19 protein-coding genes are annotated in these 21763 nt (G+C 67.7%); 12 read left to right on the top strand and 7 right to left on the bottom strand.

The annotated features are described in order from the left end of the window. Positions 1-5: 5 nt before the first annotated feature. The gene (locus BM360_RS19765) at positions 6-1736 is read left to right on the top strand and encodes a DUF4139 domain-containing protein (RefSeq protein WP_207544575.1); all 1731 of its coding nucleotides are present in this window, start codon (positions 6-8) and stop codon (positions 1734-1736) included. Positions 1737-1785: 49 nt separating this feature from the next. Here BM360_RS19765 and asd read toward each other — a convergent pair whose 3' ends face one another. Both asd and BM360_RS09970 read right to left on the bottom strand, forming a co-directional pair. After that, a complete protein-coding gene (gene asd / locus BM360_RS09975) occupies positions 1786-2637 on the bottom strand; it encodes an archaetidylserine decarboxylase (protein WP_093314240.1) in 852 nt (283 codons plus the stop codon). 197 nt (positions 2638-2834) lie between these two features. Continuing rightward, on the bottom strand, positions 2835-3251 hold the full coding sequence (locus tag BM360_RS09970) for a secondary thiamine-phosphate synthase enzyme YjbQ (protein WP_093314238.1): 417 nt from the start codon (positions 3249-3251) through the stop codon (positions 2835-2837). Positions 3252-3402: 151 nt separating this feature from the next. Between BM360_RS09970 and BM360_RS09965 the strand changes: the two genes are divergently transcribed. After that, the gene (locus BM360_RS09965) at positions 3403-4356 is read left to right on the top strand and encodes a cation diffusion facilitator family transporter (protein ID WP_093314236.1); all 954 of its coding nucleotides are present in this window, start codon (positions 3403-3405) and stop codon (positions 4354-4356) included. Between the two features lie 75 nt (positions 4357-4431). Here the strand turns inward: BM360_RS09965 and BM360_RS09960 are convergent, their stop codons facing one another. Further along, the gene (locus BM360_RS09960; protein ID WP_242653431.1) at positions 4432-5571 is read right to left on the bottom strand and encodes an aromatic ring-hydroxylating oxygenase subunit alpha; all 1140 of its coding nucleotides are present in this window, start codon (positions 5569-5571) and stop codon (positions 4432-4434) included. Positions 5572-5896: 325 nt separating this feature from the next. On the opposite strand from BM360_RS09960, the gene BM360_RS09955 reads away from it, so the two are divergent. The 10 genes from BM360_RS09955 (at position 5897) to BM360_RS09910 (ending at position 16546) form a co-directional block, all read left to right on the top strand. After that, positions 5897-6844, top strand: a complete 948-nt coding sequence (locus BM360_RS09955) for a transferrin-binding protein-like solute binding protein (protein ID WP_093314232.1) — start codon at positions 5897-5899, stop codon at positions 6842-6844. Next, positions 6841-8169 carry a porin family protein gene (locus BM360_RS09950; protein ID WP_093314230.1) on the top strand — a complete coding sequence of 443 codons (1329 nt, stop codon included), beginning with the start codon at positions 6841-6843 and terminating at the stop codon, positions 8167-8169. The genes BM360_RS09955 and BM360_RS09950 overlap by 4 nt, the downstream gene beginning before the upstream one ends. 118 nt (positions 8170-8287) lie before the next feature. Then, on the top strand, positions 8288-8797 hold the full coding sequence (locus BM360_RS09945) for a PepSY domain-containing protein (protein WP_165611272.1): 510 nt from the start codon (positions 8288-8290) through the stop codon (positions 8795-8797). 13 nt (positions 8798-8810) lie between these two features. Then, on the top strand, positions 8811-9488 hold the full coding sequence (locus BM360_RS09940) for a winged helix-turn-helix domain-containing protein (protein ID WP_093314226.1): 678 nt from the start codon (positions 8811-8813) through the stop codon (positions 9486-9488). Continuing rightward, the gene (locus BM360_RS09935; RefSeq protein WP_093314224.1) at positions 9485-10849 is read left to right on the top strand and encodes a sensor histidine kinase; all 1365 of its coding nucleotides are present in this window, start codon (positions 9485-9487) and stop codon (positions 10847-10849) included. The genes BM360_RS09940 and BM360_RS09935 overlap by 4 nt, the downstream gene beginning before the upstream one ends. 89 nt (positions 10850-10938) lie before the next feature. Beyond that, positions 10939-12141, top strand: a complete 1203-nt coding sequence (locus BM360_RS09930; protein ID WP_093314222.1) for a glycosyltransferase — start codon at positions 10939-10941, stop codon at positions 12139-12141. A 5-nt stretch (positions 12142-12146) separates the two neighbouring features. Then, on the top strand, positions 12147-13628 hold the full coding sequence (locus tag BM360_RS09925; protein ID WP_093314220.1) for an ArnT family glycosyltransferase: 1482 nt from the start codon (positions 12147-12149) through the stop codon (positions 13626-13628). A 142-nt stretch (positions 13629-13770) separates the two neighbouring features. Next, complete coding sequence (locus BM360_RS09920; protein WP_093314218.1) at positions 13771-14067, top strand: putative quinol monooxygenase; 297 nt, start codon at positions 13771-13773, stop codon at positions 14065-14067. A 101-nt stretch (positions 14068-14168) separates the two neighbouring features. Beyond that, positions 14169-15359, top strand: a complete 1191-nt coding sequence (locus BM360_RS09915) for a sulfotransferase family protein (protein ID WP_207544574.1) — start codon at positions 14169-14171, stop codon at positions 15357-15359. Next, on the top strand, positions 15356-16546 hold the full coding sequence (locus tag BM360_RS09910; protein WP_093314214.1) for a DUF1214 domain-containing protein: 1191 nt from the start codon (positions 15356-15358) through the stop codon (positions 16544-16546). Before BM360_RS09915 ends, BM360_RS09910 begins: the two co-directional genes overlap by 4 nt. Positions 16547-16588: 42 nt before the next feature. Here BM360_RS09910 and BM360_RS09905 read toward each other — a convergent pair whose 3' ends face one another. The 4 genes from BM360_RS09905 to BM360_RS09890 all read right to left on the bottom strand — a co-directional run bounded on the left by BM360_RS09905 (position 16589) and on the right by BM360_RS09890 (position 21726). Then, positions 16589-17551, bottom strand: a complete 963-nt coding sequence (locus BM360_RS09905) for a type VI secretion system-associated FHA domain protein (protein WP_093314212.1) — start codon at positions 17549-17551, stop codon at positions 16589-16591. Between the two features lie 3 nt (positions 17552-17554). Next, positions 17555-19288, bottom strand: coding sequence for a serine/threonine-protein kinase (locus BM360_RS09900; protein ID WP_093314210.1), 1734 nt, complete (start codon positions 19286-19288; stop codon positions 17555-17557). Between the two features lie 75 nt (positions 19289-19363). Continuing rightward, positions 19364-20095, bottom strand: coding sequence for a LysM peptidoglycan-binding domain-containing protein (locus tag BM360_RS09895; protein ID WP_093314208.1), 732 nt, complete (start codon positions 20093-20095; stop codon positions 19364-19366). Then, the gene (locus BM360_RS09890; RefSeq protein WP_093314206.1) at positions 20092-21726 is read right to left on the bottom strand and encodes a putative bifunctional diguanylate cyclase/phosphodiesterase; all 1635 of its coding nucleotides are present in this window, start codon (positions 21724-21726) and stop codon (positions 20092-20094) included. Before BM360_RS09890 ends, BM360_RS09895 begins: the two co-directional genes overlap by 4 nt. Positions 21727-21763 lie beyond the last annotated feature (37 nt).

Below are 21763 nucleotides of genomic sequence, written 5' to 3'. Positions count from 1 at the left end.
TCGTCGTGCGCTGGATCCGGCTGGTCATGGCGCTGGCGACGCCCGCGCTCGCGTCCGCGGCGCCGCAGGTCGTCGTCTCGCGGGGCGTCGCCGACGTCACTGTGACGGTGTACCGCGATCCTTACCGCATGGGTGCGATGAACCCCAATTGGCCGGGCGGCTATGCGCTGATCACCGAAACGCGGACGATCAGCGTGCCGAAGGGGGAGAGCCAGATCCGCTTCGAGGATGTGGCCGAGGGCCTGCTCCCCGAAACCGCCATCGTCACCGGCCTGCCGAGTGGCGTGCGCGAGAAGAACCGCGATGCCCGGCTGATTTCGCCGGCCGGGCTGGTCGATGCCTATCTCAAGCGCCGCGTGCTGCTGCGGCGGACCGATCCCGCCACGGGCAAGGTGCGGGAGCAGACCGCCATCGTTCAGGCGGGCCCGGATGGCGGTGTCATCCTCCAGACCGCGGACGGCGTGGAGGCGCTGCGCTGTTCGGGATTGCCCGAGCGGATCCTCTACGATGGTGTGCCCGGCGAGTTGACGGCGCGGCCGACGCTCTCGATCCTGACCCGTGCGGAGCGCGCGACGACGGCGACCGTCCAGCTCACCTACATGGCGCAGGGGTTCGACTGGTCGGCAAACTATGTCGGGCACGTGAAGGGCGACGGCAGCAAGATCGGGCTGTTCGCCTGGCTGACCGTGGCCAATGGCGGTCAGCAGAGTTTCCGCGACGCGCGGCTCCAGGTGATCGCCGGCAAGCCCAGTAAACGCGAGAACGTGCTGCCGCCACCGCCGCCGGCCGCGTGGCTCGACCTGCAATGCTGGCCGGCCGACGTGACGAGCACGCATCCCAGCCGCGTGTTCGCGCCCCTGCCGCTGCCGAAGGGGCCTGACCTGAGTGCGTTCAACGCCGTAGGCACCAATGCGCCGGGCAGTTTCGAGACGCGCAAGCAGCGTCGCGCGCGCGAAAAGGCCGAGCGAGAGGCTGCGCTCTATGCGGGGGATGCAGGCTCGGAGATCATCGTGACTGGTGCCTCGGTGCGTGCATCGTCACGCCGGCGGGAGCGCCTGCAATTCGCAGCGCTGCCGGCTCCGCCGCCCCCGCCACCGCCGCCGCCCCCTCCGCCGCCGGCACCGGTGATGGCGCCGGTGAGCGCCGCGGAAGGCACGCAGGCGAAGGTCGAGGCTCTCGGCGACCTGAAACTCTACCGCGTGCCGATGCGCGTGACCGTTGCGGCCCATGCACAGAAGCAGGTGGCGATGCTCGTGCAGCCTGCCGCCACGTTCGAGCGGATCTACGAGATCGACCTGACCGCACGCTATCTGCCCGTGCCCGCGGCACAGGCGACGCCGTTCGAACTGCGGGCGCGGAACGCGGCTGGGGCGGGGCTGGGCGTGCCCTTGCCGGCGGGAATGGTGGCCCTGTTCGCCCGCGGTGCGGGGCGCGACCTCTATGCAGGCGAGGCGCCGATCGACGATCTGGCGGTAGGGGAGGATGTCACGCTGCGGTTCGGCGACAGTCCGGACGTGACGTGGACGCTGGTACGCACCATCGACACCGAGAGGCGCGAGCAATGGCGCGTGGACGTCAGCAACGCGCAGGCAGCGGCGGTGCAGGCCGAGGTGACGCTGCCGCCCGGGCTGGACGACAAGCCGGCCAATGCCAGACAGGGAGCGCGAGGCTGGATCGTGCCCGTCAAGATCGCGCCGAACGCGACGGCCAGCCTCACGTACACGATCAAGCGCTAGGTGGTGGAGCCGCGCTCGTCAGGCCCGCTTGCGGCACCGCACGAGGCGTTCAGGTTGCGCGGTCGCCCATCTTTTCGCCAAGGCGCACGGCGCCTTCCGGCGCCCAGTCCTGGTTGAAGACGATCGTTCCCTGCTGGAACAGCATGACGATGGTCGACCCGAGCAGGAAGCGACCCATTTCCTCACCCTGTCGCAGCACGATGTCCCGATCAGTGTAGGTCCATTCGGACAGCCGCCCGGTGCGCCGTGCATTGACCACGCCGTGCCAGACCGTCGCCATGCTCCCGACGATGGTGGCGCCGACCAGCACCATGACGAATGGGCCATGCACGGGGGACTCGAAGACGCACACGACGCGTTCGTTGCGCGCGAACAGGTTGGGCACGCCTCGCGCGGTGACGGGGTTCACCGAAAAGAGCGCGCCCGGCACGTAGATCATGCGGGTGAGCCTGCCGTCGCAGGGCATGTGCAGGCGGTGATAATCCTTGGGCGACAGATAAAGGTTGGCGAAGCTGCCGTGGCGGAACCGAGCCGCGAGCGTTGCGTCGCCGCCGACCAGTTCGGTGGTGGTGAAGCGATGCCCCTTTGCCTGCAGCATGTGGTGATCGTCGATCGCGCCGAACTGGCTGATCGCACCATCCACCGGGCACACGAAGTCAGCGGTGGCCAGCGGACGGGCGCCGGCCCTTAGGGGACGGCTGAAAAAGTCGTTGAAGCTCGTGTAGCTGGAGATATCCGGATCTGCGGCTTCGCTCATGTCGACCGCATATCTGCCGACGAACCAGCGGATCAGCCGCGTCGTGAGCCGCCCGCCCCGCGCGCCGGCAACGCGACCGGCCAGCATCGTCAGGCGCTGCTTCGGCAGTATGTACTGGAGCGCGACCTTCAGGCGATCTGACATCGGACTTGGAACCTCGACAGCGCTTTCCTGGGGATCGGGGACCTTCCGGCCGATCCCGAAACATGCGTTCGATGACGAGGCACGTTGATGCGCTGGAGTTCTACGGTCGCTTCCGGGCGGCTGCAACAGGCCTGGAACTGGCGAGCTTCCGGTCAAGGTGCGCAGAGCAACCGGTTCGGGCGGAACGCTGCCCCGCTTCAATCCCCGAGGAGGTGCAGGACGATCTCACGGCGATGTGGTCGCCTACGATGCTCGAACAGGTAGATGCCCTGCCATGTCCCCAGCGCCAGCCGGCCACGCAGCACGGGTATCGACAGGTGCACCTGCGTCAGTGCGGTGCGCAGGTGGGCGGGCATGTCGTCGGGGCCTTCATCGTCATGCGCATAACCCGCCCCCTCCGGGGCGATCTGCGCGAAATAGCGCTCGATGTCGTGGCGCACCTCGCGCGCCGCATTCTCCTGGATCAGCAGCGAAGCGGAGGTGTGGCGACAGAAGATCGTGAGCAGCCCGGTTCCGACGCCCTGCGCCGAAATCCAGGCTGCGATTTCCGTGGTGACCTCCACCAACCCCTGGCGGCTTGTATCGATCGTCAGTGTCTCGGTCGCCTGTCTCATGCCTGCTTCTAGCCCATGTTGCGGCAGACCAAGAAGGGGCATCCCACACACGTCCGACAGGCTGCGGCGTGGCGGATCGGCTAACCGCGTGGGGAACTGGCTCACCGGCGGCGCGTCCCGTGGCAGATGGCTGCCGAGGGATGATGCGCCGATGGATGACACGCACAAGCCGGCGAAAGGTGGATGGCGGGACAATATCGTCCTGTTCGGTGCGCTCGCGGCCAACCTCGGCATCGCGGTTGCCAAGTTCATCGCGGCTGCGATCACCGGTTCCTCGTCGATGCTGACAGAGGGCGTGCATTCGGTCGTCGACAGCGGCAACCAGGTGCTGCTGCTCTACGGCCAGAAACGGGCAAAGCGTCCGCCCGATGCAGCGCGGCCGTTCGGCTATGAGCGGGAATTGTACTTCTGGTCGTTCGTCGTGGCGATCCTGATCTTTGCGGTCGGTGCCGGCGTCTCGATCTACGAGGGCTATCTGCACATCATCGATCCCGAGCCGCTGAGCGACCCGTTCATCAACTATGTCGTTCTCGGGATCGCCACGCTGCTGGAGGGCTCCTCCTGGCTCATCGCAGTGCGGGAATTCGGCAGGACACGGGGCGATACGGGCTGGTGGCAGGCGATCCACGAGTCCAAGGATCCGCCAGGCTTCATCGTGCTGTTCGAGGACAGTGCGGCGCTGATCGGCCTGATCGTGGCGGCGGTGGGCGTGTGGGCAAGCCACTGGTTCGCCGACCCGCGGCTGGATGGCTATGCCTCGATTGTCATCGGCCTGATCCTGGCGGCGGTGGCAATCGTGCTGGCGCGAGAGTCGAAAGGCCTGCTGATCGGCGAGCGCGCGGATCCGGCCGTGATCGAGTGCGTGCGCGCGCTCGTGGCGGCAAGGCCGGAGATCAGCTCGGTCAATCACGTCCGCACGATCCATACCGGACCGCAAAGCATCTTCGTGGCGATCAGCGCCGACTTCGCTGACAGCCTGACGATGGGGGAGGGCGAAGTCCTGATCGGGCAGATCGAGGATGAACTGAGGGCCGCCGTGCCGCAGCTCAGCTCGATCTATATCCGTCCAGAGAGGAAGGAGGATGCGGTCCTGTCTGCATCATGACGCGCAGCAATCGATTGAAAGGCTGCCTTCAGCTGCCCACCCGGACGAGCACCTGTCGAAGCCGGCCCTTCGCCTTCACTCTGCGGCCGCAGCAAGACCTTGCGCCGCCAGCGCCGCCGCAGGATCGTGCCCGATCAGGCGATCGTAATTATGGTGCATCCGCAGCACGTTCTGCTCGCGTCGGCCGAGAATGATCGACGGCACCGCGCCGGCTTCCATCATCACCTGCGAGTTGGATTGGACGCGCATATCCTCTTCCATCGCCACCTTGATCAGCATGTCGGCGACATAATTGTCCTTCGCCAACTGCTCCTCGCTCGGGTTCTTGCCCCAGCCATAGAGGCGGAAGATGTAATTGCACTTGCCCGGCTCGTCGGCGGGGTCGCTCCGCTGGAAGATGCCCATCGCCTCGCCCGCAATGACGATCGAGTTGGGGAAGATCGCGTTGGAGCAGGAGAATTCGCAATATTCCGGCCATTCCTCCTCGGGAATGTCCTTGAGCTTCAGGATGTCGGGGCCGACCGTCACCAGCGTGTGATGCAGCCCCCAGTCGAGATGCAGGAATTGCGGCAGCGTCATCGGGCCGACCGTCTGGGGATGCAGGAAAGGCACGTGATAGCCCTCCACGCCGCCATCCACCGCGTGTTTCCAGTTGATCCGCGCGATCGTCTTGAACTCGCGCACCAACCTCAGATTCTCGTAACGATAGCCGGCGAGGTGATCCTTGATCGGGCCGAAGAACTCGTCGACATCGACGTGCCCGTTCGGCTGTGGGTGGACGAGGATGAAGCCAATCGCTTCCGCGCACGGCAACTCGATCAGCCCGCGATCCTTGAGCAGCCCGTCGAATGCGGCGCGGCCCGGCACGCCGATCAGGTCGCCGTTCAGCCCGAACGTCCATGCGTGATAGGGGCAGACGAACGCCTTGGCATGGCCGCAGCCTTCCGCAATCTGGACGCCGCGGTGGCGGCACGCATTGAGGAAGGCACGCGCCACGCCATCCTTGCCGCGAACGATCAGGATCGGCCGACCCGCCACTTCCGTCGCGTAATAGTCGCCCGGCTCGGGCAGGTCGGCGGTGAAGGCGAGCAGCTGGGTGCGGTTGAGGAAGAAGGCCTGTCGCTCCTTCTCGAACCGCTCGGGATCGATGAAGCGACCGACGTCCAGCTCGACCGCGGGCTCCTCTGCCGTCTGGATTTCGTTACGGTCGATCATGTCGAGAATCTGCTTCGCGATTCTCACCCGCGCGTCCCGCTGCATCGTGACACTCCCTCTCCGGTACGCACTCTGTAGGCCTGATCCATGCCGGCCTATCGCTTGCGTATTGGGTACGACTATTCGTCATGCCGGGCGGGTCGTCAACACAGGCGGGCCGAAGATGCGAGGTAGCGCCTCTTTGGCGCTAGGCGCGGGCTATAGGTCAGGGTGATCTGCACACTTCGCTGATGCTGGCCCTGAACATGGCGGAAATCACATGTTTCAGCCATTTGGCCACAAGCCGCAGAAGGCATGAGGCACCCTCCAACAGAGGAGCCTTTCCATGCCAAGTCGCCGCGCCAACCTGCGCATGCTCGTTCCCGGTGCCGCCCTCGCTTTGTCCGCCTGCGGCGGCGGCGGGGACGGCATCAACTCGGTCGGGACTAATCCCGCGGCGCCGCCGGCCGCCGCCGGCAACGAGACGCTGACGAACCTCGTCGCTTCGCAGACCTTCGACACGGCGTCCACGACGCTGACCGGCACCTTCACCGATCCGCGCGACGTGCCAAGCGGCGTGACGACGAGCCAGAGCGCCGGCTTCGGCAAAGGCGTGTCGCTCAGTTACGACGCCGCCGCGAAGAGCTACACCATCTCCATCAACCAGGGCGGGATCGCCGACAGCGTCTCCTACACCGAGGCACAGCTCGACAAGGATCCCGCCCGCGGCTTCACCGAATATGAGCGGCATGCCGCAAACGGCGACGATACCGAACTGACGCTCCGCACCGCGGGCAGCGCCGGATCGAACCTCAGCTATGTCAGCTACGGCCTGTGGGAGCGCGACGTCGATCAGCCGGGGGATGCGGATGTCGAGCGTTGGGCAACCTTCGTCTACGGTCTGCGCACGCCGGGTACCGCGCTGCCGACCACCGGCTCGGCCAGCTATACGGGCAGCGTCGATGGCCTGTGGACCTCAGCGACTGCGAGCTACCGCCTGAGCGGCACGGCGGCGATCACCGCCAATTTCGCCGGCAATCAGGTCAATGGCACGCTCGACATCAGCGGGCGCGATCGCGAGACGAACGCTGTCGTCGCGATGGATCGGCTGACCGGCGCGGCTGCGCTCAACCGCACCGATGCGAGCTTCGCGGGCACGGTGGCGGGGGCGAATGGCTTTGCCGGCAACTGGCAGGGCGGCCTGTTCGGGCCGGGCGCACAGGAGGTCGGCGGGACGTTCAGCGTGTCCCGCGGCGCCGATGAGGCGGTCGGCGTGTTCGTCGGCGGCCGATGAGGGGGAGGGGTCAGCGAGCAGGTGCCGTCCTGCTCGCCCTCTTCGGCACGGTCGCTGCAGCTGCACCGGCGGCGGAGGTCCGGCAGGTCCGCACCGATGCCGCAGGCGTGGTGCAGGTCGCCGGGCGATTGGCGCAGGCCGGCAAGGTCGCGGAGGCGCTCGCCCTGCTCGACGCGCTGGACCCGGTCGATGCGCGTCGCCGCGACGTGCGGTTCGCCCGTGCGGTCCTGCTCATCGATCTCGGCCGTGCCGCGATGGCCGAGCCGATCCTGGCCAGGCTGGTGACCGAGGAGCCGCACGCGACGCGCATCCGTCTGGAACATGGCCGTGCACTGGCAGCCACCGGCGACTTCGGCGCGGCGGAGCGAGAGCTGCGCCGCGCGCTGGCGGACGATCCGCCGCGTGCGGTGGTGGCCAGCGTCGATGTCGCGCTGCGCGGCATCCGCGCGCAGCGTCGCTTCTTCGGCAGCTTGGGCTTCGGCCTTGCGCCAGACAGCAACATCAATGCCGCGACCGGGGCCGACAGCGTGGACCTGTTCGGTCTGCCCTTCACGCTCGATCGGGAGGCACGCCGCCGGTCCGGCATTGGGGCGGTCGTCAATGCCGAGGTGGGCTGGCGCCAGCCATTGTCGCCGCGTGTCGCCGGCGTCGTGAGGCTGAACGGGTGGGGGCGGTTTTACCCTTGGGCAGACATGAACGTCGATGACGTCGTCGCCGATGTCCGCGGCGGGCTGGAGCTTGCCCTGCCGCAGGGGCGGCTGACGCCGGAGGTCACCTATCTGCGCCGCTGGTTCGGCGGGCACGGCTATGCGCAGGGTGCCGGCGTCGGCCTGCGGGCGGATCACCGGCTCGGCAAGACCTGGTTCGGCAGCGTCATCATCGATGCCCGCCGTCTCGACTATGATCGGGTGCGGAGCCTCGACGGCTGGGTGTCATCGGCGCGCGTGCAGGCCGATCACCAGCTGGGGGCGGCGACGACGCTCTCCATCGCAGGAACACTCAGCAGGACGGACGCGCGCGACAAGGGCTACGCCTCCTGGCTCGGCGAGGGGGACGTGTCGCTCTATTGCGACTGGAAGGGGGGGTGGACGACGGGCATCTCCGCAGGCGGCGGGCGGCTGCGCGGCGACGAGCGCATCGATGCCTTTGCGGATCGCCGCCGCGACTGGCGGTGGCGCGCCGGGCTGTCGCTGGCGAACAGGCGTGTGTCCGTCGCCGGCCTGATGCCGACGATCCGGATCAGCTATGATCGGATCGACAGCTCGATCCGGCTCTACGATCTGGAACGCCGCCGCGTCGACCTGCTGCTGACCCGCACCTTCTGAGGCCGGATGCCCGCAATCTCACGCACTTGGAGCGTCTTTCGTGGCCAAAATCAAACGTGTGGTCGGCCGCTGCTTCGGGCAGAAGGCAGTCGATAGACCCATTTCGGATCCCGGAACCGTGCGCTTCTTCCTCCCCGTGCTCACCCTGCTCGCGTCGCTCGGCGTCGCTGCGCCTGCAAGCGCATCGGACCAACTGGTCGGACTGGCGCGTGCCGTCGAGGTGGCGGAGCACCAGCTCGCCGCCAACGCCATCGATGCCTCGCTCGACACCCGCAAGGGGCGCCTCGTCTACGAGGTCGAGCTGGTGCGGGCGGATACGCTCCATTCGGCGCAGATCGATGCCCGCACCGGTCGTCTGGTTTCGGTCAGCAAGCCCCGTCTCGTCGGCCTGTACCGCCGCTACCTTGAGGCCGGCCGCGTGCATCATGGCAAGCGCGTGCGGCCCATGTCTTCGGTGCTGAACGAGATCGAGGCGACCCCCGGCCGCACCGTGCACGAAGCCACGCTGAAGGCGGACAACGAACGGCTCGTCTATGAGATCGAGGTTGCCACCGCTGCAGGCGTGGCGAAGGTGCGGCATGATGCGGTGACCGGGCGACGGCTGTCGGTCGCCATCGGTCAAGACTGACGAGGGCATCGACGTGCAACTGCTGCTGATCGAAGACGATGCGCGGGTGGCGGATCACGTCGCCAAGGGGCTGCGTGAGGCGGGTCATCTTGTCGATCATCAGGCGGATGGACGCGCCGGCCTCTACCGCGCGGCGGCGGAGCAATTCGACGTCATCATCCTCGATCGCATGCTGCCGCACGTCGACGGACTGACCATCCTCACCGCGATCCGTGCGGCGGGGGATCAGACGCCCGTGCTGATCCTCAGCGCGTTGTCCGAGGTGGACGAGCGGGTGCGCGGCCTGCGCGCCGGCGGCGACGATTACCTTGCCAAGCCCTTCGCCTTGTCCGAGCTCATCGCGCGGGTGGAAACGCTCGGCAGGCGCGCACCAGCCACAACGGAGCCCGCCGGCCTCGACCTCGGCGACCTGCGCCTCGATCTGATCGCCCGGCAGGTGACGCGTGGTGGTCGGCGGATCGACCTGACCACGCGCGAATTCCGCATCCTCGAATATCTGATGCGCAATTCAGGGCGGGTGGTCACCCGCTCGATGCTGCTGGAAAGCGTGTGGGATTATCATTTCGATCCGCAGACCAACATCATCGACCAGCATGTCAGCCGGTTGCGGCAGAAGATCGACCGGGGCTTTGATCGTTCGCTGATCCATACCGTGCGGGGTGTCGGCTACGTCATACGGCTCGATCCTTGAAGCTGGTCTGGCCGGTTCCGCTCCGCAGTCTATCGCTGCGGCTGACGCTGCTTTTCGCCCTGTTCTTCTCGCTCACGGTCGGGCTGCTCTACGCCATCGCCCACTGGATCGCGGTCGATCGGCCGATCGCGGCGGTGGAGCGGCAGATCGAGCAGGACGAGGCGGAGGCGGCCGGCATCTACGTGCTCGACGGGCAGGCCGCTCTGCTCAAGCGGCTCGAGCAGCGAGCGCATTTGAGGACGACGCGCAAGAACTTCCACTTCTTCGCCGATGCGAGCGGCCGGGTGCTTTCGACCAACCTCTCGACGTGGCCGCGCGCGCCGGTGACCGGCTGGCGCCGCATCGAAGCCGATATCCACCGGGACGGCGAGGAAGACGATTACATGGCTCTGGTCCTCGGCCGCGTCTTCCCCGATGGCGCGCGGCTGATGATCGGCCGCGACGTGGAGGAACTCGATCTCATCCACGAGACCAGCCAGCAGGCTGCATGGTCCGTGCTCGGGCTGACCGTGCTGCTCGGCCTGACGGGCGGGCTGCTGATGAGCCGCGCGATCGGCAGCCGGCTGGATGCGATCACGCGCACGGCGAACACCGTGCTCGCCGGCGACCTGGCCGGCCGGGTTCCCCTGCGCGGCACCGGCGACGATTTCGACCGGTTGAGCGAGACGCTGAACGCGATGCTCGCCCGGATCGAGACGCTGTTCGAGGCCGTGCGCCGCGTGTCCGACAGCATCGCGCATGAGCTGCGCACGCCCTTGGCGCGGCTGCGCGCCAGCATGGAGCAGATCCCCTCGGCGCCGCAGACCGAACGGGTCGATCTGCTGACCGAGGCGATCGGTGAGGTGGATCGCCTGCAGGCGACCTTCGACGCGCTTCTTCGTATCGCCCGCATCGAGAGCGGGCGGCATGGCTTTGCGCCGGAGAAGGTGGATCTCTCGGCGCTGCTGCACGACGCCGTCGATTTCTATACGCCCGAGGCGGAAGATAGCGGCCTTTCGATCCAGACGCACATCGACGATGGCATCGCCGTCCTCGGTGATCGGGACATGCTGTTCCAGGCGATCCTCAATCTCCTGGACAATGCGATCAAGTTTTCGAGGGAGGGTGGCGAGATCGTCATCCGTGCCAAGGCCGACGGCCAGGCGCAGATCGAGATCGCCGATCGCGGACCCGGCATCGCCGAGGCGGAGCGCGAGCGCGTGTTCGAGCGCTTCTATCGCGGGCAGGAGACGTCTGCTGTGCGGGGGACGGGATTGGGCCTGTCGCTGGTTGCGGCGGTCGCCGCGCTGCATGGCGGACGATTGCAGCTCCTGTCGAACGAGCCCGGCCTGCTCGTGCGGTGGGCGCTGACAAAGGCCTGACGGCCATCGTAACGCATCTTTGCTCCAACGTGGGCGAAATGACATGATGCCGTGATCGTGGCGTCACGCACGTGCGGTAGCCGGTCACCATGATGACTGGCCCGTTCGACGAAGCAGCTCGCGCGACGCCAATGCCGCGCCTCTGCATCCTTGTGCATGACCTCTCCGCGACGGGCGTGGTGCGCAACGCGCTCGCCTTGTCAAAACATCTCGCTCGAACGATGGATGTGGAGCTGGTGACGATCCGCGGCGGAGGCGTGTTGGCCGGCGAGGTCGATCCGGCGGTCGCCACCGTCTCGCTCTCCGGCAATATGATCGGCCGCGTGCTGCGCTTGCGTCGCCGGTTGCGGAATGCAGACGTGCTGCTTTCCGCCGGCAATCGGGGGCATCTGTTCGCGTGGCTGGCAAGCGCCCGCCTGGCGCGATTGCGCCGCGTCTACCGGCTGAGCAACAGCTTCGCCCACGAACGGGCTGGTAACGCCTTGCGGCAGCGTCTTCGCTCCGTCGGTCGCTGGTTGACGCTGTCGCTGATCGGCCGGCAGGCGGACCAGCTCATCGCAAACTCTCCCTCGCTGGCGCGCGAGCTCCGGCAGCGCCTGGCCGGGCCGGCGCGCCTTGCGGTCATCCCGAACGGGGTGGATGTGGCGACGGTGCGGCGCCGCGCCGGGGAGCCCTGTGCGGCGATCAACCGGAAGGCGCCCGGTGTGCCGTTGGTCCTGGCAGTCGGACGCCTTGTCGAGCAGAAGAATCATGAGACGCTGGTCGATGCGCTGGCCGTTGCCAACCGCACGCGCCCGGTCGATCTCGCCATTCTTGGCGCAGGCACTGCCGAGGCCCGCCGCCGGCTCGAGCGGCGTGCGGCGGCGGTTGGGATCGCTGATCGGCTCTACCTGTTGCCGCCGACCAGCAATCCCTTCGCGATCATGCGGCAGGCGAGCTTGTTCGCAATGCCGTCCTGGTGGGAGGGATCGTCCAACGCCCTGCTCGAAGCCATCGCCTGCGGGCTGCCCGTCGTGGCATCCGACCGGGCCGGCAGCGCGCATGAGGTGCTTGGCTTCGGCCGCCACGGATTGCTCGTCGATCCGCGCGATGCGGAAGGGATGGGCGCGGCGATGCTGGTGCAGCTGAGCGACGAGGCAGTCCTGCCGGGCGAGCAGGCCTCGCGCTATGACAGCGCCGTCATGCTGGCGCGTTACGAGGCGCTGATCCGGCGTGTGATCGCGGATCCTGTCGCCGTCCAGCCCCGCCCGCGTATCCGCCTGCCCGAGGCTGCGCTTACGCCGCCGGTCTGAACGACATGCTGGCACAGCGCCGCTCGGCGATTGCCGTCGTCGTGCTGGCAGCCGCGTGGATCCTGCTGCAATCGCTTGCGCAGAAGCCCGATCATGACGAGAGCCAGTATGTCGCGGGCGCCGTGCTGGCACTGCAAGGCATGCCGTTCCGCGATTTCATGCTGCTGCAACCGCCGCTCCACGCATGGCTGCTCGCGCCGCTCGCCTGGGCTTGGCCGACCGACATGTTCATCGCGATGCGGCTGGCGACCGGACTGCTGGCGCTTGCCACACTGGCCATCGTTTATCGTACGCAGAGGGCAATCGCTGTCCAAGGCGAGGCGGCGTTCGCCTCGACGCTGCTGATGGGCTGCTGCGCGAGCTTCCAATTCTGTGCAGGCGTGGTGCGCAACGACATGGCGGCCGTGCTGCTGATGAGCCTCGGCATCTGGGCGATGGTCTTGAAGACGCAGGACTGGGACGGGCGGAGCCTTGTCGCAGGATTGGCATTCGGTCTTGCCGTCGCCACCAAGCTCTCGATCGCTCCCGTCGCCGCAGCCGCAGGGCTGCATCTGCTGCTCGACCGGCGCGAGCGTCCGCGCGCCTTGCCGATGTTCGCGGTCGGGAGCGCCATCGGCCTTGCGCCCGCTGCGTTCGCATTCGTGCTGGCGCCGGAGGCGTTCCGCTGGGGTGTCTTCACCTTCGCGGCTACCGCTCCTTTCGACTGGTATGGCCGAATCGGTGCAGCCGACGAACTGACCATGGCCGAGAAGGCGTCGGACCTTGTCGGCTACATGCTGGTCGGCCCCGCACTGATCGTGTTGCTGCTGGTAGCCTGCTGGGCGCATCGGACCGGTGCGGTGCGGGCGGGGCAGGGGCGGCTCCTCATTCTCCTGATCCTTGGCGGCATTGCCGGGGCCGCATTGCCGACGCCGACCCACAAGCAATATCTCCTGCCGATCCTGCCCCCGCTCTTCATGGCACTGGGTCTGGTGCTGGCAGACGGCAGACGCGCAGCCGTCTGGCAACCTTTGATGCTCGTCTCGGCGCTGATCGGACTGGCACCCGCGGCAGTCGGCTTCGCGCTTGCCGGTGCGGCCGGGCTGCCCGCCCTTGCGGTGGACGATACGGGCGATTGGGTCGGCAGCGTGATGCGGGCGCGCGGCAGTGCGGGCGTGGTCGCCTCATTGTCGCCCGAGCGGGCGGCGGATAGCGGCTTCCCGCTCGATCCGCGCTTCGCCACCGGCCCCTTCGTCTTCAGGAGCGGCGCGCTCCTGTCGCACCAGCGCGCCAGACGCCTGGCGCTGCCGACGCCACGCTCGCTCGAGGCGATCCTTCGCGCACACCCGCCCGCCGCCATCCTCGTCGGCTATGAGCGTGTGCAGCGCCGTGAAGAGCGCGCCCTCGATCTGCAGATGGCGGCTGTGGCTAGGCGCATGGCGTGGCGGCCGGTGCGCCTGCCCGACGGCCAGGGAACGCTGTGGCTGCGGCCCAAAGCGGCCTCCTGATGTGTCCATGCCTGGCAGATTGATCGCGACTTAGGCTTATTCACACGCCGTCGGGCGATAAGCTATGGCGGTGGCGGGTTCGCCGTGCCGGTGGATCGACAGGCCGGATGCGGAAAGCCGTTCGCCTGATTGGGAGAGAGACATGTCGCAGGGTGTGACCATCACGTTGGTGTTGCCGCTGAAGCCGGAGGCGGTGGACGGCTTCTGTTCCGGCATGGCGGAAGCGATCAAGGAAACCGCCAAGCGGCCGGGCTTCGGCAGTATCCGTGTCGTGCGCGAGGGAGCGAAGGTCGCGCTGATCGAGACGTGGGAGAGCGAGGCTGCCTACGACGCCTATATTGCCTGGCGCACCGAGAGCGGATCGATGGACACGCTGGCGCAGGCGCTGGCCGGTCCGCCCGAAAAGACCGTGTGGCCGACGCTGGTGGCCTCGATCTGAACGGGATGCGGGTGTCGCGCGCAAGCGCGGCGCCCCAACCCAATCTTGTCAAAAGCATCGATGCGACATCGCGCGCCTCCGTGTGAAAGGATGGCGTCGCGATGGTTGAGCGTCCAATGCTAGGCGGCAGCTATCCCTCGACCGAGGCGTTGCTGGCTGCGGCGGCGCAGCGCACCGGATTGTCCGATTTCGGTCCCGGCGATTTCGTCGAAGGTCTGGACGTCCTCCTCGACAGTCTCGCCCGCGGCGTGCCTTACGCTGCGCCGGATCGCGAGAAGGCGGTCGCGCTGATCGGCCGTCGTCTCGACAATCGGCTGAAGATCGAGGCGTGGTTCAAGGCCAACCCGGCGGCCGAGCAGGCCACGATCGACGCGCCCATCTCCGTCGTGGGCCTGCCGCGGACGGGCACGTCGGCGCTCGGCAACATGCTGTCGCGCGATCCCCAGTTCCGTTGCCTGCGGCCCTGGGAGCAGGAGCAGCCCTGTCCGCCGCCCCGCATCGGGGAGGAGGCGGCTGACCCTCGCCGCATCGCCTACGCCGCCTTTGTCGAACGGTTGCTGCGCGAGCAGCCCGATCAGGCAGCGATGCACCTGTGGGATCCCGACGCCACGATGGAGGATACCGAGGTGCTCGGCCTTCAATTCCGTGCGCAGCAGATGACGATGCCGGTCTTCTCCTACCACGCCTGGTGGCGCGCACAGGACATGCGCCCGACCTTCGCCTATCACGCCCGAATCGCCCGGCTGCTCCAGTCCAGCCGTCCGCCGAACCGCTGGCTGTTCAAGGCACCGCACCACAAATTCCATCTCGACCACATGGTGGATGCCTATCCCGACATCCGCTTCATCTTCACCCACCGCGATCCGGCCAAGTCGGTGCCATCCTATGCCAGCTTCGTCGCCTCGCTCTACCCGCGCGACGTGGTGGAGCGGATCGGGCGGGTGACGATCGGCCGGCACATCCACAATCATCTGCTGACCGGCATGCACGCCGCGATGGCAGCGCGCACGAAGCTCGGGCCGGGGCGCTTGCTCGACGTTCACCACGCCGATTTTCTCGCGGACCCGATGGCGGTGATCGAGCGCATCTACGCCTGGCTGGGTCTGCCGCTCGGCGACGACGTGCGAGCGTCGTTTGCAGCATGGCATTCGGAGAATGCGTCGGGCGCTCACGGCACCCATCGCTACGCCGCGGCGGACTACGGCCTGACGGACGAGGCCATCCGCGACGATTACCGCTTCTACACCGAGGCTTTCGGCATCGATCCGGAGCGCAAGAGGATCGCTGCATGAGCGAGCACAAGCTCAGCCTGCCCGAGTGGGATGCCGTGCTGGAGACGCTGAAGCCGGTCGGCGATCAGCTGGTCGCTCGCTGGGGCCGGGCTGATCCATCCAGCGACGATCGGCGCGATCTGCTCCGCCTTGCCTTGTCAGCGGTCGCCAACGGCTATCTCGGTCACGTCGCGCTCGATCCCCGGGCGCCGACGTGGACGCCGTGCTGGAACATCGCGATGAACATGGGCGGGCCGTGCCCTGATTATACCTACCGCACGACCGACGTTGATCCACGCGGCATCTACCGCATCTCGGGCTTTCGCGGCACCAACCGCTTCGTCGAGGTAGGCCAGCACAGCTACGAACTTCTCGGGCATGAAGGTCCGACATCGGTTGCGCCGCTCCAGAACAGCCTGGACGACCTGACCCTGGGCGCGGACGGAGCGTTCAGCGTCATCCTGAGCCCGGAACGGCCGCTCGGATATGACGGTGACTGGTGGCCGCTCGCCCCTACGACCGTTCGCCTGCTGCTGCGCCAGTGCGCCGTCGACTGGATCGGCGAGGTGGATGCGCGTATTGCGATCGAGCGGCTGGACGAGGGGCCGCCGACATCGAGGGAGGAGATTGATCGGCGCATCGCCAATCTCGGCCGCTGGGCGGAGGGGATGGTGCGCTTCGACATCGATCTGGCGCGGTGGTACCGCGACCATCACGGGATCAACGTGCTCACGCGATCGAAGAAGATTGAGAGCATCGGCGGCATGCCGAACCAGGTCTATTATGACGGCGCCTACGAGATTGCGGACGATGAGGCGCTGGTGGTCGAAACGGCGCTGCCGCAAACCTGCCTGTATTGGTCCATCCTCGTTGCCGACGATCGCTTCAGCACGATCGACTGGGCCAACCATCAGTCGAGCCTGAACGAGGCGCAGGCGCGGCTGGACAGCGACGGCAAGCTGCGCGCGGTGATCTCACGGCAGGATCCGGGCGTGCAGAACTGGCTCGACAAGGCCGCCAATCCGTGGGGCATCATCCAGCTGCGCTGGAAGGTGCCGAGCGACGCGCCCGATCCCGTCGTCGTCAGATGCAAGGTCGCTGACGTGCGACGGCACCTGCCTGCGGACACGCCCGCCTACAGCGCGGATGAGCGCGAGGAGGCCATTCGCAAGCGGCGGGTGGGATACCAGATGCGCACGCATTGGTGACCCGCCGCTAGCAAGCCAAAGCATGGCGCTGCCTACAGCAGATCAGTCCGGCGATGGCGTTCCCGACAGCTCATAGCCCCGCTTGAAGGCGGCGGCGGCGGCGCCGCCGCGAAGCTGCTGATGCCGCGACGTGTGCAGCTCGATCTGCACGGCCGCCTTGCCGCGCAGGGTGAAGCCCTGCTTCACCGCCTCTGCCGCCAGCGCCTGCGGCTCCAGCATGTCCAGCGTGGCGGCGATCGCGGCGTTGGCGCCGGCGGCGATCCCCGCCAGATGCTCCGCCAGTTCGACGAAGGAGGCGCGGACGGCATCCTCACCCACAAGAAAGCCGCCTTGCTTCACGCGCAGCAGATCCTGCGCCAGCCGCCGGGGCGCGGTCCATTTCACCGGGTTGTTTCCCTCGGCCGAGACACTGGTGCGGTCGAGATCCTGCGCCTGCTTCATCGCGGTGCGCTGCGCCATCAGCGAGGTGAGGCCGAGAACGGTCTGTTGATAGATGGCGCCCAGGCGGCGCATCAGCGCCACCGGATCCTCGTCGGAGAAGGTGGAAGCATCGAAGCCGGCACCCTCGCAGAACGCCTCCAGCAAGGAGGCATCGGGATGCGGCGCGGCGACGGGTGCAGCGGCCTCGGCCCACCTGGCGGGTGGCGTCGCAGGCGGCAGGTGGATGGTCGTCGCCTCCAGGTTCCTCGTCTCCGCCGGACGATCGACCATCAGCAAGAGCGCGCCCATGCGGATCGTCTGGTGCACATCCAGGGGCACCGCCACACCGCGTGGCGCGCGCGTGTCTCCGTCGATGAATGTGCCGTTGCTGCTGCTGTCGCACAGCTCGAGTTTGCCGTCGGCCAGCGACAGGGTGCAGTGGACGCGTGACAACAGTCCTTCGGGGTCGTCGAGCGGCCAGTCGGTGGTGGGATCGCGACCAAGGGTCAGCGCTCCGCCCGCGATCAACCTGGCGTCGATCTGTTCGGAGGGCCGATCCCGGTGAAACAGGCGACAGACGTACATCTTCTACCCCCTCGCCCCGACGACCAGCCGTGGCGTGGTGATGGGGGCGGCCGCACCGGTCGGCGGGCCCGTCTCGACGATCGTCTCGGCCAGGGCGCGCGGGCGGCCGCTCGGCCGCTCGGTTGCGGCAAGGCGTTCCTGCATCGCCGTCGCGAACAGGTTGAAGCTGTCGAACAGCTCGCCGAACTCGCCCCTGTGGCGGTGCGAGATGCGGAAATCGAGGTCGCCCATCGCCCCGTCGCGGAGCGCGCCCTTGAGGCGCCCCAGCGGCTGCGCGACCAGCCGCGCGACGGTGAAGCTGACCACCGCGACCACCGCCAGCACCAGGGCGGCCAGCGCGATGAGCAGGTTGCGCGACGTGGCAGCGGCGGTCAGCAGCTCGGTCTTGCTGATGCTCACCTCGATCGTGCCGAACTTGCGCCCGGCATAAAGGATCGGATGAACGAAGCGGAAGCCCGGCCGCCCATCGTCGAGCTTCAGATCGGTGACGGTGACATCCGCCTGGCGGTGCACCACCGTCTCCCCCTGGGGCACGCGATAGCGCGTGCCGAGCAGCTTCGGATCGCTTGCGCCGCGGATGATGCCGTCGCCGTCGACCATCGTCATCCACCGGACGGAATCGTCCTTGGCGGCGGCGGCGATGAAGGCTTGCACGGGCAGCCAGTCGCGCTCCTCAGGCGGCAGCGTGGCATTGTCGACCGACGGCATCGCGGCATTGCTGGCGACGAAGGACGCGATGGACGAGCCGGAGGCAAGCGCCATACGCTCCATTGCGCGATATTGCCGGTTCAGCACGGCACCCAGGCTCAGTGTCAAAGCGATCGCCGTCACCGCGACCATCGCGAGCGTGATGCGGACGGGCAGCGGCAGATAGCGGTTGCGCGTCGACGCATCCGCTTTCACCGCCTCATAGGCACGCCCCTCACGAGAGAGCGCCCGGGAAAGCTCGGTCCCATCGGCAAACCGCTTCTCGGGTCGCTTGGCGAGCAGCTTCTCGATGATGAAGCGCAACCCACCGGGGCAGGCCGGGGCGATGCTGCCGATCGCGGCGGGATCGGCCTGCGTGATCTGGAGCGCCAGCACTGCGGCGCTGGCGCCATCGAAGGCGTGACGGCCGGTGACGATCTCGTACAGCACGGCGCCGACGGAGAAGAGGTCGGACCGGCCGTCAAGCGGTCGGCCGATCGCCTGTTCGGGGCTCATATACCGGGGGGTGCCCAGGATCTGGCCATATTGCGTCTTGAGCTGCTCGTCCGCCTCGCGTCCGTCGGCGACGCGGGCGATGCCGAAATCGAGGATCTTGATCGACTCGCGGTCGCGCCCGAGCATGATGTTCGATGGCTTGATGTCGCGGTGCACGACGCCCGACAGATGCGCATAGCTGAGCGCTGACGCCAGCTGCGCGCCGATTGCCAGCGCCTGCTCGATGCTGAGGCTGCCTTCCTCCTTCAGCACGGCATCCAGCGGCCGGCCTTCGAGCAGTTCCATCGCGATATAGGGGAAGCCGTCCGCCTCGCCGACGTCGTAGATCGTCACGATGGCCGGGTGGGACAGCGCGCCCGCGGCCTTTGCCTCGCGCAGGAAGCGCGCCGCGCTTTCCGGCTGCGCCCGCAATTCGGGCTTCAGCAGCTTGATCGCGAGCACGCGGTCGATGCTGGGGTCGTGGGCGCGCCACACCTCGGCCATCGCACCCTCGCCGATGCGCTCGCGCAGTTCGTAGCGGCCAATCTGTCGCATGCGATCCCAAACCGTCAGTATCGACGGCAAGGATCCTAGCGCACGACCGGTTAAGGGGAGGTTCCGTGTTTTACGTCAAGGCTTGAGCGTGCGCTGGATGCGTTCGGCACGCTCGAGGTCGCGTCGCACCAGCGGATTGCCGGGGCTCGCCTGATCCGCCTGCCGCAGCAGCGAGACGGCGCGGTTCACCTGGCCGCGGTTCAGCTGCTCCAGCGCCGCGGCGCGCAGCCTGGTCGCACGCGCAGGGTCTGCAGTCGGCGGCGCGGCGGCGGGGCGAGCGGGCTCCGCATTGATCGTCGGCTTGGCGGGGCGGGCGGCACGCGGCTTGTCGGCCGCCGGGCGCGGCCGCGCGACCTTCGCCTCTCCCGGGATCCGCAGCACCTGTCCGGGGGAAAGCGAAACGGGGAAAGACAGGCCGTTGTAGCGGCCGAGCGCGTAGAAGGACGTCGGATTGCCGAGGAACCGCCCGGCCAGATCGGCCAGCGTCTCGTTCGGCTTGACCGCATAAGCGAAGCTCTCGCGGCCGAGCAGCGCCACCGGATCGCGGTCGATCTGCGCGAGCAGGCCCGTGGCGATCGGATCGTTCGGCTGACGCTTCAGCACCTTGGTCAGCACGCTGCGGGCGCGGTCCGTCTCGCCCTTGTTGAGCAGCTCGATCGCGCGACCGACATCCTCGCGCCCCTTCCAGCTGTCCTTGGCCGGAGGAGCCTTGTCGCCGACGCTCAGCGGCCCGCCGCCACAGGCGCTGAGCGCAAGCAGCAGCGCGACGGCGGCCGCGTTCCGGCGGCGATAAAGGTGACGGATCATGCGGAGAGACGCCCTTCGAGATGGTCGAGCTGCGCCAGCACGGGCGGCCCGAGCGCGGGGATACGGGTGGGATCGCCGGCAAAGGCGACAAAGGCCTGCCCTGTCAGCGGCCGGGAGAAGTAATAACCCTGGAACAATGTGCAGCCGAGCCGGGCCAGCATGTCGACCTCCGCGCGGCACTCGACCCCTTCGGCGAGAACGCGAAGGCCAAGCCCGCGTGCGAGATCGATCAACGCCTTGCAGATCGCCTGGCTGTCACTCCGCTCATGCACGGCGGTGACGAACTCACGGTCGATCTTGAGTTTGTCGAACGGCAGATTCTTCAGGTAGATCAGGCTGGAATGGCCGCTGCCGAAATCGTCGAGCGCGAGGGACACGCCGAGGTCGTGAATCTCGCGGAACAGGCGCAGCGTGCGGCCCGCATCCGCCATCGCCGCCGTCTCGGTCAGCTCGAGTTCCAGCACCTGCGGCTCCAGATGATGCCGCGCCAGCGTCCGCTCGATCTTTTCCTGCAGCTTCGGATCGGCCAGCTGGCAGGCAGACAGGTTCACCGCCACGCGAAGGCCATGCAGCCCCGCCTCGCGCCAGCGCCGCATCTCGCGGCAGGCGGCATTCAGCACCCACGCGCCGAACTGGTCACTCAGGCCGATCGCCTCGACGATCGGGATGAAGCGGGCAGGGGAGATGTCGCCCATGGTCGGGTGCTGCCAGCGCAGCAACGCCTCGGCTCCGACCACGCAGTGTTTGTCGAGATCCACCAGCGGCTGGAACAGCATGGTCAACTGCTCGCCATGGATGGCCTGCGCGAGATCCTGCTCGATCACGAACGTCTCGCGGGCAAGATCGAGCGAGGCGGGCTGCGCCAGCAACAGCGACCCGTCAGGCGCCTGCTGCGGCCGCGTCCGCGTCGTGAAGGCCAGAGTCAGGAGCGGGGCCATCGCGCGTCCATCCGTCGGATAGGTCGCCAGACCGACCTCGATCGTCGGGCTGAGCGTGGCGGACGGGCTCGGCAGCTCCTGCATCATCAGATAGGCGAGCGCGCGCAATTCCCCGAGCGCGGCGTCGAGATCGGCTTGGCCCGCAAACCAGATGGCGAAGCAATCGCGATCGACTTGTGCCAGCAGGTGGTTGCGCCCGGTCGCATCTCGGATGCGTTTCGCCAGCCCGCCCAGCGCGTGGTGCGCCAGCCCCTGATCGAAGGCGGCGATGCGGTCGAAATCGGCATAGCGCAGCACCGCCAGCAGCCGTGCTTCGTCGGCTTCTGCATCATGCGCCTCGATCGCGGCGACCAAAGCCTCACGCGTCGGCAATCGGGTGACCGGATGGAGCGAGCTGCTGCGATGGGCCTGCGCGCCCGTGCGGGCAGCCATCAGGTCGATGGCGGCCGTCAGGGTCTGCGGACGGCGATCCGGTGACGCCAGACCTTGTGCCCGCACCATGGCGCGACGCGCCTCATCAAGCGCGAGAAGCGGCACGAGCGCCAGCACGGCCAGCCCGAGCGCCAGCGCCCAGCTGCCGCCCGCCCACAGGCACCAGCCGATCGCGAGCACGGGGCCGAGCACCGCCGCGAGCAGCGCCGTCTTGTGGTCGCGAAGCACAGCCTTTCCCTTCGCGAGCAGCAGACCCTCCATGGCGAAGCCTCGTCAGCCCGCCATGCCGCAGACGTCT

The sequence above is a fragment of the Sphingomonas jatrophae genome (assembly GCF_900113315.1).
Lineage (GTDB): Bacteria > Pseudomonadota > Alphaproteobacteria > Sphingomonadales > Sphingomonadaceae > Sphingomonas_P > Sphingomonas_P jatrophae.
Note: the sequence above shows the minus strand (reverse complement) of the source record. Positions and strands in the feature narration are given on the sequence as shown.